The organism is Actinomyces lilanjuaniae (assembly GCF_003606385.1).
GTDB lineage: Bacteria > Actinomycetota > Actinomycetes > Actinomycetales > Actinomycetaceae > Actinomyces > Actinomyces lilanjuaniae.
Genome location: NZ_CP032514.1, coordinates 1359623 through 1374764 on the forward strand (window position 1 = coordinate 1359623; position 15142 = coordinate 1374764).

Consider the following 15142-nt stretch of genomic DNA (forward strand, 5'->3'; position numbering starts at 1 on the left):
TGACAAGTTTCGTCGTGTTGCGAGTTGATCACGACGATATGAGTCAGTCACTTGCCCTCTCTTGACGCAGGACGTACTCTTGTCGTATGAGCATGCAACCAAGTGTCGGCACGATCCCGCACTTCACGATCTACGACCGCCTGCGCAAGGCGCGGGAGGTCTCCGGGCTCGACCAGACCGAGCTGGCCGAGCGCATCGGCGTCAGCCGGACGTCAGTCAGTTCTTATGAGGCGGGACGTATCGCCAGGCCGCGCAAGATCGTCCTCAACGCGTGGGGCCTGGCAACCGGCGTGCCGGTGCAGTGGCTGGAGACAGGGGAGGAGCCGACTCCCGGTCCCGGGGACGACGGAGCCCCGGCCGGTGGGGCCGGGGCTGGTGGCGGGCTCCCGCGGCTGGACTCGAACCAGCAACCGTCCGATTAACAGTCGGATGCTCTGCCATTGAGCTACGCGGGAATGCGTCTCATGCGGGTGGAACTCTAGCAGCGTCCCGCCCGCGTCGTCGAGTCCGGGAGGAGGAGAAAGGCCACAGGCTGAACTGTGGCGCCTAGCGTATGGGCAGTCCCACAGTACTTCGCGTCTGTCGCTCCAGCTCCCGCAAGGCTTCCTCGTCCTCGGTGCCTGCCACCTGGTGGTGCGGGGGGCTGGTCACCGAGTACAGGATTCCGTTAGGGTCACGTCGCACGCTTGCGGAGGCCACCTGCCCACTGGGCAGGGTGGTGACGGCGCTGTGCACAAGGGCAGCCTCGACGCGTTGGCGCAGTGCTCGCGCGAAGGCCGTCACGTCGACCGGTACGTAGCGGCCCTCCTGGCGCAGTCCGCCTGGGACCTGTAGCACCACCTCCTCCTGTCCCCCGGTTCGGCGCAGGCGAAACACTCGCTCCTCAGCGTTCCAGGAGCCGTGCTCGACCTGGTCCCACGGGAGGTGGTGAGGCTGGCTGTCCAGGGACACGATGACAAGGTGGTAGGCAGTCGCCACAGCCCAGCAGGAGCCATCCTGCGACACAGGGGCCTCCGCCAGGCGGCGCTCGTCAACCTGTGTGGCAAGGACAGTCGGCATCCTGGTGCGGCGAGGACTCCGTCGAAGTCGCATAGGAGCAGACTACCGGTTGGCCCTGTCGCAGCCCTGGGTGCCGGGGGTCATGGAGGCGGGGTGCGGTCCCCACCCGTCGCAGCGGGGCCCCGGGAGAAGACCAGGGCGACGTTGTGCCCCCCGAACCCGAAGGAAGTGCTGACGGCAGCATCGACCCCTCGTAGGGGACGTCCGCCAGGGCCGACGACGTCCAGGCCGGTCGTTGCGATTTGTGGATCCATGCCCGCAGGCAGCAGGGTTGGGGGTGCCCACTGGGTGATCAGGGCCATGATGGTCAGCACGGCCTCCAGGCCACCAGCACCCCCTAACGGGTGGCCGGTGGCTGACTTGGTGGCGCTGACGGCCGCCTGCGGTACCGTTCGCGACAGGACCCCTGCCTCGACTGCGTCCCCCGCAGGAGTGGAGGTTGCGTGAGCGTTGACGTGGCCTACCTGGTCGGGTCCCAGTCCTGCATCCTCCAAGGCGCGGCGCAGCGCCCGCTCCTGCTGGGTGCCGCTGGGCTCAGGGCGTGCGACGTCGAAGGCGTCTGCGGTCACGCCCGTGCCGGACATGATGGCCAGCACATGAGCTCCTCGGCCACGAGCATGCTCGCCCGACTCCAGGACAAGCACTCCCGCCCCCTCGCTGAGGACAAAGCCGTCCCGGTCGGGGGCGAAGGGTCTGGACGCGGTCAGCGGCTCCTCGTTGCGGGTTGACAGCGCCCTCATGGCCGCAAAGGCTGCCACTGTCATAGGGTGCAGAGCCGCGTCAGTGCCGCCGGCGACGACGACGTCTGCACGTCCCAGGCGGATAAGGTCGGCTCCGTATGCGATGGCCTCCGCCCCGGAGGCGCACGCGGATACGGGGGAGTGGATGCCCGCGGCCGCACCTAGCTCGATACCGACGGTTGCAGCAGGTGCGTTGGGCATGAGTGCGGGCACGGCGGTAGGAGCGACCCGGCGAGGTCCTCTGGAGCGAAGTGTGTCCCAGGTGCCCATGACTGAGAGCACAGGCCCCATGCCCGGAGCGAGTGACACCGCCAGGCGCTCAGCCTCGACGCGGGGGCTGCGGGCCTGCACCCAGGCCTCGCGCGCAGCCAGGAGGGCGCACTGGGAGGCTCGGTCCAGCCGACGTCGTTCCTTGACCGTAAGTAGGGCAGTGACGTCTGTTGCAAGCGGAGCGCCAATGCGGACCGGCAGTCTGAACTCGTCTACCCACTCGTCCTCCAGGATGCGCACGCCGCAGCACGAGGCCCGAAGAGCTCGCCAGGTGGACGGCACGTCGCCACCTAGGGAGCTCACAGCACCCAGGCCGGTGACGACGACCTCCCCGGGTCCGTCAGGCCGCGATGGTCCAGGAGGCATGGGCCTGGGCGCTCCTGCCGCCAGCCTGGTCAGTTCCGCTGGCGGACCACGAGGTCCGCCAGGGCACCGACGGTGGGTAGTGTCGGGATGACGGAGTCCTCAATGCTGACTCCAAAATGCTCCTCGGCTTGCGTCGCGACGGTCAGCAGCCCCAGGGAGTCGATGTCAAGGTCGTCAAACCGGCTCTCCCCGGTGATCTGGGAGGCGTCCAGACCCGTCTCCTCGCTGACGATCTCAATGACAGCAGCGAGGACGTCATCGCTGCTGGCGGTGCGGCTGTCGTCTGTCACCAAAGACTCCTTCAGGTGCGGCGGCCCGTGCACGGAGGAGGTTCCGTGCACGCACCGAGACGGTATAGCGTGGGTGCAGGGGCAGTGTAGTGCCGTGGCTCCCGCAATGCTGTCGCGGTCGTGCCGTGCTGTCGTGGCCCGCGGTGCTGTCGTCAGATCTCCCGGTTCTCCCTGAGGCGGCCGACTATGATGGCCATGTGCAGCATCAGGCCGTCTCTGGCGTCGGTGGCGTCCCACCCCACCTGCTCACTGACCCTTCCTAGCCGGTAGCGCACCGTGTTGGCATGGACGAAGAGGCTGCGTGCGGTAGCCTCCAGGCTCCGTCCCAGTGCCAGGTAGGTGGCGACAGTGCTCTCAAAAGGGTCGCCCATCTCGTGTAGCGGAGCATGGACGAGACTGAGGATCTGCTCAGCAGCGAACTCGTCCCCAGCCAGGATCCGCTCAGGGAGGAGGTCGTCAGCATGGACCGGGTTGGGTGCCTCCCTCCAGCCCGGCAGGGACCGAAGCCCAGCCAGCGCAGACCGCAGGGACCGGCCAGCGTGGCCGATGCCGGGCACTACCGTGCCGACCACCGCTGAGCCACCTAGACCTGCGGCCACCTGCATCGCCGCCTGGTCGATGAGCAGCTCTGCGGAGGAGGCGCGCGAACGCCTGGCTGCCCCCTTTCCGGCGCCCTTCTTGGCTGTGGTGGTGGCGGGTGAGGGTGCAGGAGGTTCTGAGTCGTCGGGCTTGCCACCCAGAACGATGAGGACTGAGTCTCCTCGGACGGACACAAGGCAGTCGTTAGCGAGGCTGCGGCACTCATTGCGCAGGCGGGAGACGCCCAGGGCGTCCAGCGTGGTCCGTGCAGCGACCGCAGCCACGGGGCCGGTGCCGTTCCATCCCGCGGTCCCGGCACGGGTGGCGGCATCCTCGGGGGCGTCATGAAGCATGGAGTCCACCGCTACCGACTCCAGGCGGGCGTCCCAGGCCCCGCGCGCCTCAGCCGCCCGGGCATAGACCTCTGCAGCGGCGAATCCGACATCACGTCCGAAGGAGAGCACGAAGATACGGACCATGTCATGGTCCTCCTCCGGGACGGCCTGCGGAGCCTCGTCGACGACCACGTCCAGGACGGTGCGTACCAGGGCCAGGGTCTGCTCCAGCGTGATGACGCCGGTCAGCGCCGCTGGCGCCACAGAGAAGATCTGGGAGGGGGCCGATGGTGCCGCCGGGCTCTCGACGGAGTCCACGAACATGGTGACGCCCAGCCGTGCCACTGCGGCAATCTGCTCGCGATCAGCCTCAGGCAGGGTTCTGTAGAAATCGTGAGCGGAGCTAATGCGGTCCAGTGAGTGCTCGATAAGTGTGTCCTGCGCCTGGCGCAGCGCAGACACTGCCGGAGTGCTCAACTCATCCATGACTGGGATGGTACCGACAAAATCCAGTGAATCACGGGAAGATCTCTTGGGCATGGCGTGCGATGGGCCACGAAGCCACAGTCTTTCCCAGGGATAGCAACAGAAACTCTGGGAGCTAACTGTATTTTTCCTCATGTAACGAGGCTGTAGCTTGGTGCCTGCGCCTGGGATCAGACCCGACTAGGGTGCGGACAGCCTTGGTCGCTTGCACCGGTGGCACGCTGGTCGGGACACCCAGTCGGGGTCCTGGAGCACGGCGGGACGTCCTCCAGGACCCCCTGCCCGGTCAGGCCTGCCCGCCCTGGTTGCCGGAGGAGCCTGCGTTGACGTCGTGCAGGGCGTAGCGAGACGTGGCCTCGCCCAGGACTGACCGGTCCAGACCTCCCTGCTCGACAAGGGCCTGTAGAGTCTTGACCACCACAGACTGGGCGTCAATGAGGTAGTACCTGCGGGCTGCTGAGCGTGTGTCGGAGAAGCCGAAGCCGTCAGCGCCCAGGGTGTAGTAGTTGCCTGGCACCCATGCCCGAACCTGGTCAGGCACCAGGTGGTCGTAATCGCTGGTAGCGATGACCGGGCCTGGGCAACCAGTAAGTCGCGATGTCAGGAACGGCGTGCGGGGCTGGTCCTCTGGGTGCAGCAGGTTGTGCCTGTCGGCCGCCAGGGCGTCGCGGCGCAGCTCGTTCCAGCTGGTCACCGACCATGTTGCCGCCCTGACTCCCCAGTCCTCGAGCAGCAGGCGTCGCGCCTCCTCGATCCAGGGCAGCCCCACTCCGGAGGCGAGCAGCTGGACTTCGGGTCCCTCGCCCTCCGGAGCCGGTTCCAGGCGGTGGATGCCACGGATAATGCCCTCGACGTCAACGTCCTCAGGCTCGGCGGGCTGGTGGATCGGCTCGTTGTAGACCGTCAGGTAGTACATGACGTCACGGTTGCGTCCGGAGTCGGGGCCGTACCAGCGCTCCAGAGCGTCACGCACAATATGACGGATCTCATAAGCGTACCCCGGGTCATAAGTGACGACCGCCTCGTTCGTGGCCGAGATCAGGGGCGAGTGCCCGTCCATGTGCTGGGTGCCCTCGCCGGTCAGCGTGGTGCGCCCTGCTGTGGCACCGATGATGAAGCCGCGGGCCAGCTGGTCGCCTGCCGCCCAGAACTGGTCACCGGTGCGCTGGAAGCCGAACATGGAGTAGAAGATGTAGACCGGGATCATCGGCTGGCCGTGAGTGGCGTAGCTAGTGCCGACAACCTGGAACAGTGCTGCCGATCCGGCCTCATTGATGCCGGTGTGCATCAGCTGGCCTGAGGACGACTCGCGGTAGGACAGCATCATGTCCGCGTCGACCGGGGTGTAGTTCTGTCCCTGGGTGTTAAAGATCTTCTTCGTCGGGAACAACGACTCCAGGCCGAAGGTGCGTGACTCGTCCGGGACGATGGGAACCAGACGGCGTCCAATGCCCTTGTCCTTGATGAGCTCCTTGAGCAGGCGCACGAAGGCCATGGTGGTGGCGACCTCCTGCCTGCCTGACCCCGACTTGAGGATCTCGTAGGGCCTGTCTCCTGGTAGCTCCAGCTCGGTGCCTGCATCCCTGCGCTCGGGGAGGAACCCCCCGAGCTGGCGGCGGCGCTCAAGCATGTAGAGCAGCGCAGGATCGTCGTCCGCAGGACGGTAGTACGGCGGGAACGAAGGATCAGCCTCCAGCTGAGCGTCAGTGAGCGGGATGTGGAGGCGGTCGCGCAGTCCCTTGAGGTCGTTGATACCCAGCTTCTTCATCTGGTGGGTGGCGTTGCGGCCGGCGAAGTGGCTCCCGAGCATGTAGCCCTTGACGGTGTGTGCCAGGATCACCGTGGGCTGGCCCTTGTGCTCGGTTGCGGCCTTGTACGCTGCGTACATCTTGCGGTAGTCGTTGCCCCCGCGCTGCAGCGCCCAGATCTGGTCGTCGGTCCAGTCCTTGACGAGCGAGGCGGTACGGGGATCGCGACCGAAGAAGTGCTCACGCACGTAGGCGCCGTCATTGGCCTTGAAGGTCTGGTAGTCCCCGTCGAGGGTCTCCATCATGAGGTGCTCCAGGGCGTGGTCCTTGTCGGCGGCGAGCAGCTGGTCCCAGCCGCGCCCCCAGATCACCTTGATGACGTTCCACCCTGCGCCCCTGAAGAAGGCCTCCAGCTCCTGGATGATCTTCCCGTTGCCGCGCACGGGCCCGTCCAGGCGCTGCAGGTTGCAGTTGATGACAAAGGTCAGGTTGTCCAGCTGCTGGGAGGCAGCGAGCTGGAGCATGCCGCGGGACTCCGGCTCGTCCATCTCGCCGTCACCGAGGAAGGCCCAGGTGTGCTGAGCAGAGGTGTCCTTGATACCTGAGCCGGACAGGTACTTGTCGAACCAGGCCTGATAGATGGCCTCTGCGGGGCCCAGGCCCATGGACACCGTGGGGAACTCCCAGAAGTCCTCCATACGACGGGGGTGTGGGTAGGAGGGTAGGCCGCGGCCATGGCCGTGCGCCGGGTGCGAGACCTCCTGGCGAAAGCCGTCAAGATCGGCCTCGCTCAGGCGTCCCTCAATGAAGGCTCTGGCGTAGTTCCCGGGGGAGGCGTGGCCCTGGAAGAAGACGTGGTCGCCGCCTCCGGGGTGGTCCTTTCCGCGGAAGAAGTGGTTGAAGCCGACCTCGTAGAGCGTGGCGGTGGAGGCGTAGGAGGAGATGTGTCCACCGACCCCCACCCCTGGGCGCTGCGCCCGGGTCACCATGACTGCCGCGTTCCAGCGCAGCCAGCGCCGGTAGGTGCGTTCAAGGTCTTCGTCCCCGGGGAAGTAGGGCTCGTCGGCGACGTTGATGGTGTTCACGTAGGGGGTCGTCAGCTGTGTCGGCACGGTGACGTTCTTCTGTCGTGCCTCTGCCAGCATGGACAGCAGCACGAACCGTGCTCGTGGACCCCCTTTCTCCGTGATCAGGGCGTCGAGGGACTCGCGCCACTCACGTGTCTCCTCAGGGTCGTTGTCGGTGACCTTGGTCAGGAGGCCGTCAATAAGTGGCGTGGAGTCGCTGGAGGGGCTCACGTAATCCTTCTTCCTCGCGTCGGTGCGGCGGGGCGGTGCGGGTGCAGGAGTGCACCTTCCCCCGCGTCTTTGTGCCAGCATGTGGCCGGTACCGCGCGCCGCTGTGCTCGGTATGCGGTTGACGCACCTAATCTACGTCAATCTGCGCTCTCGGTGGGCTGCTGGTGGGTGGAGGGAGGATGAAGGTCCCCTCGCGTGTGTGAGGTGACGCACCAGTAGCGGGTTGCTGGGTGGCGGGCGGGTTCGTCAGTAGCGCGAGCAGGTAGCGGGTGGCGCGGTGTGTCAGGTCGGGATGGCAACGAGAACGGACAAGAACGAGGGGGAAATGGGAGAGGTCGTGTATAGGGACGCAGATGTGCGTGTTCGCTTGCGTCGATGGCCTCGGTGAGGTGGGCTTGTTCCGCTGTGCCCGACCCGGGGTGCAGATATCCGGGAAGGACGGTGTCAGTAAGTGGTGACTACAGCGGGCGGAGGCTTCGGCTTCCCCTCCGGCCTCGTTGTGCAGGAGTTTGGCTATGACGACGACGTCGACCTGGCACTGCGCGAGGTGGTCGAGGCCGAGACTGGCATGGCGCTGGTCGACGAGGACTATGAGGACGTCGCTGATGCGGCGCTCGTGTGGTGGAGGCAGGAGGACGGTGACGTCGACGACCTGACCGACCTCCTCGTGGACGCGAAAGCGAATCTTGAGGACGGGGCCGGGCTGATCTGGGTGCTGACTCCCAAGGCTCGTACGAGGGGCGCGGTGCCTGCGTCCGAGGTCGAGGAGGCGGCTGCCACCGCTGGCCTGCACGCTACGTCAACAGCCTCTATGGGTGAGCGCTGGAGCGGGACCAGGATCACAACCCGCAGACGCTGACCAGGTCACCCCACTTTTGGTGTGCTACTGCGGCCGCAACTGGTCGGGCTGGCGGGATCTCCTGTAGCATTGCCCGTGCTCGCCCGGACGCTCCCGACACCTTGCAGCAACAGCTGCCCGGCAGTCGCCGGTGGAAGATCTCGACAGTAGCGGCAGGGCGGGTCCTGAAGGACCTGTAGCTCAGCTGGTAGAGCAACGCGTTTACACCGCGTCGGTCGTCGGTTCGAGTCCGGCCGGGTCCACCGCGTCGCCACGGCCGGGCGCCGCTGAGCCTGCTCAGATGGTGCCCCCGGCGGGACTCGAACCCGCACGCCCGGTGGGCAGCGACTTTTAAGGTCGCGGTGTCTACCGGTTCCACCACGGGGGCAGGACGCCCCTGGGATGGTCCGGGGCGCCGGTACAACTCCTCAGCATCGACCCTAGCAATCTGACGGCGCTGCTGGACTTCCGGCGGAAGCTGGCCGCCGGTGAGGGCGGCCAGGCTTGTACCGGACCCAATATAGCGTATCGATCGGGCGCCAAAGGGACAGGTGGTCCAGGAGCCGATGTCAACGAGCCGAAGCCACCCCCGTAGGCCAGGTGCAGCAGAGCCGCAAGGCGAGAACCTGCACCGGCGCGCTACCGCACCAGACAACAGCCTGAGGGACCGGCAGCACGATGAGAGTGATACGCCCGGCGCTGCACCTCACTCACCGCGTGTAGTTAGTCACATCACGCAGACGAAGCTTCGACCCCTCACGACGGAGCGGCGCCAGCAGGTGGCCGACCTGTACCGCGCCGGTGTCCCCGTCAAAGAGATCGTCCGGCAGACAGGCGTCAATCGCTCGACAGCCTATCGGTTGTGTGGGGTGGCGGTGTCGTATCGCGCGGTGTAGAGTTATCAACATTCTAGTTGAGCTTCAATTCTCGACAACTCAGGCCGGGGTCAGTGTTACCGAGAATGCGATGTCGACTATGGATCTCAGTGCTTTCTCGTATGCGTGACTAACCCATGGAATAACACGCTCTTATTAAAGACTCTCTGCTAGTTTTCAGGGAGCTCAAGGCCTTCTTTTTCTTCAACTGTTCGCAAGACCATGAGCGCCACCTCAAACGCTTGGATGGCGTCAACACCGTACATGGTCTGTTTAAACGGCGGCCTTAATCCTGTCGAGCGCATTTCAATCTGCCATTCGGAGTCATTATCCTCCGATACTGGCGACGGTAAAGACAAGGAAAATTTCACATCCTGCCCATTCTTGGGCGAATATCGCCTTATGAACATAGTCTTCCACTCTGCAAACTCTGGCTCCTTAAGGTGCCACTATATTAACCTGTCATTAGAAATCTGTCAAGGTCGTTGTCGAGATTGCGGTGACACAATATACTTCGGGTATATAGTTCAGTTCCGCAGCAACTAAATACTCTCGACATCCACTTTGGAACTTCCGCTCAGAACCCGTGCTGCAGAGGCGTCCGTAGACGCCTCTGCAGCACGGAGCGACTCCGACTCCTTGTGCTACCCATTAGCACCCGCCAAACAAGTAGCGTACTTGGCGGCAATGGCGGCCCAGCAGATGGCACGCCCTCGTGCTCCACCCGGAGCCCTCCTGCACCTTCTACTGTCTCGCTCGTATGCCCGGTCGCAGTCCCGCTTCGTATGTATTGAAAGGGCGCTATTCGTCATGTGCGGCTCCGACAAAGTCGAGACCGCACTGATAGCCAAACTGTCCCATGGAGCGGGGGTTGAAGTCCGGGCGGTTTCGTTGAGCGAGCCTTCCGCCGAGGCTGCCTGATCACTTGCAGCGCAAGTTGCTGCTGACGCAGCAGGCAATGGGGGCATCTTCCGTCGCCGCATCCTGCGGAATACCACTGATAGTTGAAGACAGCAGTGCGATGCTCAAAAGGCCGCTTGCTACAAGAGTCCTACTTTTCATGCTCTTTTCCTGAATTCTTGGGTACGTCAAAACTGGTGCGCCCACCATCGGGCGTCTGGTTGAGAAAACCTCAGAGTGAAGAGCAAATTCGCGGACGTATTCGAAAAGCAACTGCCTCGTAATATCGATCCATGGCTGCACCACATGGGGGACAAAAATGGTGTGCGGCAGGCTGGTGCCATCGGCGGTAGGCAGGCACGGGCAGGTTGCCGGGCGGCGCCAGCTGCTGGTGCCGCCGCAGCCTGAGTGCGTCAGTGTCTGCCTGGTAGCGCATGTCTGTCTCCGTCGTCGCGCTGGGTACGCGCTGGCCCGCATATCGTTCTGGACGTTTGGAACGTATATCACTCCTCACTGTGGGTTCCCATAGGGGGCTTGTTCGTCAGGACAGCGATGGCGGGACGTTGTTGTGGGAAGTGGGCGGACTGGCGCCTCAAGGCCCAAAAAATACCGAAAAATCGACCTCAGGCTATGTATTTTTGTGGCTATCGCCAAAATTTGCAGCAGTTGTCAGTTCTAATGCGCGGGTGTGGCGGTATCCTGCCACCTGACGTTTGTGCTATCGCCAGGCAGGCTGGCAGTGTTAATTCGTCTAGTTTGTGACCGCTGCGTCGGCGCCCCGGCTACGTCCTTGTCCCTCTGTGTGGCTCTGGGGCTGCCCAGCGCATTGGCGAGACGCCGCTACTCCTCACCTTCGTTACCATTCCCATCCAAACTCGCCAAACAGCCCACCATGCACGTCGCGCTGGGTGAGAGTCGCTCTATGCTGGGCATCCAGGACAGTGCGGTTGTGCTGGTTGGCGCTCTGTGGGTGTGCAAAGGGGCTGGCGCAGGTGAACTGCCAGATGCTGGTTGGCACCTCCCCGATGATGCGCACCTGAATGGTGGCCTGCAATGAGCTAGCGCGGAAGGCGCGGATGGTGAGCGAGTCATTAGGCCGAATCGACTTTCACCAGAAGTTTCGCTAGACGAATCGCCACACTCAAGTAGTCCCACTTTCCCGTGCTGTTTGGCGGTTTGGTCACGATCTCTGGCTGCGACTGACAGCCCCTGGTGGGCTACCCCCATCTGCTGTCCACGCCGTCAGGGGTGACCGCTGTCGTCCAGTTGCTTCGCCTCTGCTGGACCGGTGGTGGAATCGGATGGGCCGTCAGCGCTGAGCCACCTGGCTGGTGAACTTCGCATCCCCTCTGTCTCCTCCCGATCCCTGGTCGGCTCCATCTCGCCATACTTCGCACTGGACTTCCTGTGCATTCTGAGCGTTCATGGAAAGAGACGCCAGCCATGGTGGCTGGTATGCCCAGACAAAAGCGGAAGCGAAAGGAGGATGAGGGTATGGAACCAGAAACGACGCAAACTGGTGCGATGGACGGTAGCGCAGTAGGAGGTGCGGTAGCCGCAGGAACTGTTGCTCCCGGTCCCTTCACCGCCATGGCGCCCAGGTCACCCCCAAGCGAGCCGTCTCCTGCATCCGCGTGTCCGCCCGCGAGCATGCCCAGCGCGGCGGACGCCTGGCGGCATGCTGCTGCACGGCATCATGAGCTCCATCGCTGAGTACTACAGCCGCAGTCTCGCTAATGAGATCATCAGGGGAATGGGCGAAAAAGCCAGGAATGACGGGACCTTGGGTAAGGCACCGCTGGGGTACATCAACGTGCGCGCCAGAGACGAGCACGGCAGAGAGATCCGCATCGTCGACCTCAATGAGGAGCGCGCCCAGTTGCATCGTATGCTGCGCCTCCCCTACTACAAGGGCATCGTTACCCTCCAGGGCGTCGAGTACCCCGGGCAGCATGAACCCTGGTCGACGTCGAGACCTGGCAGAACGTCCAGACCGTCCTGGCCTCGCGTCGCTATGGTGAGCGCGAGCGCCAGCACACCCACCACTTCAAAACAACGGTGTACTGCGGTCAGTGTGGCGCCCGCCTGCTGGTGCAGAACACGCGCTGCGGCAGCGCTTCATCAGGCCCTTGACCTGCTCGAGGACTGCCACCGCCTCTACAGCGATGCACCCGGCCATCTGAGGAAGCTACTTAACCAAGTCTTCTTCGACACAGTCCTGGTCAACCCGCTGGTTGATGAGGAGGGGCGGGTTGTTCTGCCGGATGACAGACCGAGCGACGAAGGAGACGGCGGCGTGGACAACGCGAACATAAATCCTGACCCTGCCGATGGTGCGGCTGGCGACCAACTGGCCGATCAGGCTGACGGGGCGGAATCTGCCGACAGCCTGTCGCGCCTCCTGGCCTACGTAAGCAGCAACGCCAGCCTGCAGCCGCCCTTCGACTGAAGGCGGTCGTGGTACCCCCACTGGGATTCGAACCCAGGACCTTGTGCTTATCAGGCACGAAACGAGGTATAAGCTCGCTGCTCTAACCGCTGAGCTATGGGGGCGTCAACCAGCCTGGTGCTGGCGCGTAGGCCGGGGCGCCGTAGGTGGCACCGGCACAACCCTATCCTACCCAGGCACCTGGGTGCTGGCAGCACCGGTACTGCTATGTGGCACTGCGGGGGGACTGTGCCTGCCCCAGCGGCAGGTAGCCGTAGGCTGGACCCGTGAGCAGTGCACCGCACGGGCCAGGGGCCCGACCACCACACTCCTCGGGCTCCCCGACAGTTGCTGACATCGTCGCCATGGTGGACGAGCTGGCGCCCCGTGAGCTCGCTGCCCCGTGGGACTCCAACGGCCTTATCTGCGGCGACCCATCCTGGTCCGTCGGCCACGTCCTGCTGGCGGTGGACCCCGTGCAGGACGTTGTCGAAGACGCAGTGAGCCGGGGGGCGGACATGATTATCACCCACCACCCCCTCTACCTGCGTGGGACAGACTCCGTACGTGCCGACGACGCCAAGGGTCATGTCGTCCACACTCTCATCCGTCGTGGTATCGCCCTGCTCAACGCCCACACCTGCCTGGACGCCGCGCACGGGGGAGTGGCGGACGCCCTGGCTGATCAGGTAGGACTGCGCGACATGGTGCCGCTGGAGCCCAGCGCACAGGATCCGCAGGTGGGGATCGGGCGCGTCGGACAGTTGGAGAGGCCCGTGTCCCTGAGAGACCTGGCTGAGCGCGTCGCTGCAGTGCTGCCAGACTCGGCTCCGGGGCTGCTGGTCGGTGGGTGCCTGGAGGAGGAGGTCGAGACCGTGGCAGTCAGTGGTGGCTCAGGGGACTCACTCCTGGACGCGGCTCGTCGCGCTGGTGCTGACGTCTTTGTCACTGCTGACCTGCGCCACCATCCCGCCTCGGAGCACCTGGAGGCGGGACGCCCTTACCTCCTGTGCGGGACCCACTGGGCCACTGAGTGGGTGGGACTGCCTCCACTGGCCCGCGGCCTCGCGCAGAGGGCTGCGGCACGGGGATGGCGGCTTGAGACAGAGGTGTCGGCTGTCGTCACAGATCCATGGGCACTGCGTGTTCCAACTGGGTGCTGGCGCCCATGAGGCCGTGAGACAATACCGAGGCACCTGCCGCCGACCCTGACGAAGGATACCCCGCCGTGAGGAGTGCACCCATCACCCAGCAGCGGATGCTGATCGACCTGCAGTCTCTGGACTCCAGGCTCGCCCGGCTGCGTCACGAACGCTCCCGGCTGCCGGTTCTTCAACGTATCGAGGCCACTGTGGAGCGTCTGAAGACGAACAGGCGCGAGGCCCTTCTGGCGCAAGCGGCGCTGGCGGAGGCCAGGCAGGAGGCCGAGCGCAGTGAGGAGGAGGTGGCCCAGGTGGTGCGGCGTGCGCAGGCCCTGCGGGAGCGTCTTCACTCCGGTGAGACCGGGGCGCGTGACCTCAGCGCCATCCAGCACGAGATTGACCACCTGGGACAGCGCCAGCAGGTGCTGGAGGACAGACAGGTCAGTACTCTGGAGGCGCTGGAGTCGGCCCAGGCGCAGGCGGACCGCCTGGCCCAGGAGGAGCAGGACATCCGGGCTGCGGGGCGCCAGCTGACCGCGGAGCGGGACGAGCGACTCGCGCAGCTGGACCAGGAGCGCGCTGCCGTGGAAGACCAGCGCAGTGACGTGGTGGGAGGTATTGACGCGGAGCTGCTGGCTGAGTACGAGGAGGTGCGGTCTCGTACAGGTGGCCTGGGTGCAGTAGCCCTTCGCGCGGGGCGCATCGAGGGTGGGTCGCTGGAGATCAGCCCTCAAGAGTATGCACGCTTCGCCTCGGCCCCCGAGGACGCCGTCCTGCGCGCGGAGGAGAACGACGTCATCGTGGTGCGTATGGACATCTGAGATGCGCAGAGGCACACGGTGAGGTACTGATAGTGAGGAGCCGTGCTCCCTGTGGGTACCGGCTGGCCGTGGCACGCTATGTGCTGGCCACTCACCGTGGTTAGTCCTGATCAGTCGTGGATCAGTTGTGGTCAGCACTGTGTCAGTGCCGCGTGACGAGAGTCAGCGACTGTCGGCCCTGCCTGTCCGGCTCGCTCAGCTCCACGTCGCGGACTACGTCCATGCTGGCAGCGGCCTCAGCGACCGCGCTGGTACTGCTCTGCGGGTTCAGGGCGCCTAAGGACAGAGCGCGCAGCAGCGTCCCCACAAGCTGCCCACGTGCTCGTTTGGCGCCGTGGGAGAACACCTGGCGGGCACCACCCGGTCCGGTCCGTACGACAGCCACCCGGACCAGGTGGCTGTGTGCCGAGGCCAGGAGGGACCTGGCAGGCTGCCAGACCGAGGCGTAGGCCGTGGAGCGGCAGTCCACGACGACCCTGCCAGCGGCAGTGGTCTCCAGGACAGGTTGTAGCCGCGGCCGCCAGTAGGCTGCCATTCGGCCCAGCCCGGGAAGCGCCGAGCCTATGGGGAGCCGGTGGTCAGGAATCCGGTCTGTGGGTCGCAGGATTCCCCACAGGCCGGAGATGATGATGAGGTGCCTGTCCATGACCGCGTGGGTACCCTCCTGGCTCCCGAGTCCCCGCAGGTCTGCGGCCTCGTAGAGGACTCCGGTGAACAGGTCGTAGGCCGGAGCGCAGGCGGCTGTCTCAAGACGCAAGTTCGTCTGTACCTCCCCGAGGGTTCGGGGCCCCAGGCCGAGGACGGCAGCAGCGTCCTTGCGGGCGCTGGCTCGCGCGAGCGTGTCCATGACCTGTACTCGGGAGCCAGTGAGTTCCTGCGCCTCCAGCAGAGTAGACAGCCTCAGGGCTGGTCCCTCTCGGGGCGCGGTCTTCCCTTCAGAGGGAGGAAGGAGGATGAGCACGAGCGC

Annotated in this window: 13 protein-coding genes and 4 tRNA genes; 7 read left to right on the top strand and 10 right to left on the bottom strand. The window is 65.0% G+C overall.

The genetic code is table 11. The features are described 5' to 3' along the window. Positions 1 to 92: 92 nt before the first annotated feature. Positions 93 to 422 carry a helix-turn-helix domain-containing protein gene (locus D5R93_RS14975; RefSeq protein WP_423243330.1) on the top strand — a complete coding sequence of 110 codons (330 nt, stop codon included), beginning with the start codon at positions 93 to 95 and terminating at the stop codon, positions 420 to 422. Here D5R93_RS14975 and D5R93_RS05895 read toward each other — a convergent pair. The 6 genes from D5R93_RS05895 to aceE form a co-directional block, all read right to left on the bottom strand. Further along, positions 384 to 455: transfer RNA gene (locus tag D5R93_RS05895), tRNA-Asn, on the bottom strand. The genes D5R93_RS14975 and D5R93_RS05895 overlap by 39 nt on opposite strands. Before the next feature lie 91 nt (positions 456 to 546). Further along, complete coding sequence (locus D5R93_RS05900) at positions 547 to 1092, bottom strand: hypothetical protein (protein ID WP_243106981.1); 546 nt, start codon at positions 1090 to 1092, stop codon at positions 547 to 549. Between the two features lie 47 nt (positions 1093 to 1139). Beyond that, positions 1140 to 2435, bottom strand: coding sequence for a beta-ketoacyl-[acyl-carrier-protein] synthase family protein (locus D5R93_RS05905; protein ID WP_119834948.1), 1296 nt, complete (start codon positions 2433 to 2435; stop codon positions 1140 to 1142). Positions 2436 to 2464: 29 nt separating this feature from the next. Further along, positions 2465 to 2725 (bottom strand): acyl carrier protein, encoded by a 261-nt coding sequence (locus D5R93_RS05910; protein ID WP_119834949.1) that lies wholly within the window; start codon positions 2723 to 2725, stop codon positions 2465 to 2467. A gap of 152 nt (positions 2726 to 2877) precedes the next feature. Then, on the bottom strand, positions 2878 to 4125 hold the full coding sequence (locus D5R93_RS05915; protein ID WP_119834950.1) for a PucR family transcriptional regulator: 1248 nt from the start codon (positions 4123 to 4125) through the stop codon (positions 2878 to 2880). 286 nt (positions 4126 to 4411) lie between these two features. Next, positions 4412 to 7171, bottom strand: a complete 2760-nt coding sequence (gene aceE, locus D5R93_RS05920; protein ID WP_120204347.1) for a pyruvate dehydrogenase (acetyl-transferring), homodimeric type — start codon at positions 7169 to 7171, stop codon at positions 4412 to 4414. A gap of 451 nt (positions 7172 to 7622) precedes the next feature. On the opposite strand from aceE, the gene D5R93_RS05925 reads away from it, so the two are divergent. Both D5R93_RS05925 and D5R93_RS05930 read left to right on the top strand, forming a co-directional pair. After that, positions 7623 to 8030: a DUF3052 domain-containing protein gene (locus tag D5R93_RS05925; protein WP_119834952.1), complete on the top strand. Its 408-nt coding sequence runs from the start codon at positions 7623 to 7625 to the stop codon at positions 8028 to 8030. Between the two features lie 169 nt (positions 8031 to 8199). Continuing rightward, positions 8200 to 8272: transfer RNA gene (locus D5R93_RS05930), tRNA-Val, on the top strand. 39 nt (positions 8273 to 8311) lie between these two features. On the opposite strand, the gene D5R93_RS05935 is transcribed toward D5R93_RS05930, so the two are convergent. Continuing rightward, positions 8312 to 8397 (bottom strand) — tRNA-Leu (locus D5R93_RS05935). Positions 8398 to 8575: 178 nt separating this feature from the next. Here D5R93_RS05935 and D5R93_RS14015 point away from each other — a divergent pair. Next, positions 8576 to 8905 (top strand): helix-turn-helix domain-containing protein, encoded by a 330-nt coding sequence (locus D5R93_RS14015; RefSeq protein ID WP_120204349.1) that lies wholly within the window; start codon positions 8576 to 8578, stop codon positions 8903 to 8905. Positions 8906 to 9054: 149 nt separating this feature from the next. Here D5R93_RS14015 and D5R93_RS13215 read toward each other — a convergent pair whose 3' ends face one another. Further along, on the bottom strand, positions 9055 to 9255 hold the full coding sequence (locus tag D5R93_RS13215) for a hypothetical protein (protein ID WP_162933860.1): 201 nt from the start codon (positions 9253 to 9255) through the stop codon (positions 9055 to 9057). Between the two features lie 2207 nt (positions 9256 to 11462). Between D5R93_RS13215 and D5R93_RS05950 the strand changes: the two genes are divergently transcribed. Beyond that, entirely contained in the window at positions 11463 to 12233 is a 771-nt protein-coding gene (locus D5R93_RS05950) for a serine integrase family protein (protein ID WP_243106982.1), read from the top strand. 9 nt (positions 12234 to 12242) lie between these two features. Here the strand turns inward: D5R93_RS05950 and D5R93_RS05955 are convergent. After that, positions 12243 to 12337: transfer RNA gene (locus D5R93_RS05955), tRNA-Ile, on the bottom strand. A gap of 162 nt (positions 12338 to 12499) precedes the next feature. On the opposite strand from D5R93_RS05955, the gene D5R93_RS05960 reads away from it, so the two are divergent. Next, entirely contained in the window at positions 12500 to 13384 is an 885-nt protein-coding gene (locus D5R93_RS05960; protein WP_279221410.1) for a Nif3-like dinuclear metal center hexameric protein, read from the top strand. Positions 13385 to 13440: 56 nt separating this feature from the next. Beyond that, positions 13441 to 14175, top strand: a complete 735-nt coding sequence (locus tag D5R93_RS05965; protein WP_119834954.1) for a zinc ribbon domain-containing protein — start codon at positions 13441 to 13443, stop codon at positions 14173 to 14175. 142 nt (positions 14176 to 14317) lie between these two features. Here the strand turns inward: D5R93_RS05965 and D5R93_RS05970 are convergent, their stop codons facing one another. Continuing rightward, on the bottom strand, positions 14318 to 15136 hold the full coding sequence (locus tag D5R93_RS05970; protein WP_120204354.1) for a YaaA family protein: 819 nt from the start codon (positions 15134 to 15136) through the stop codon (positions 14318 to 14320). Positions 15137 to 15142 lie beyond the last annotated feature (6 nt).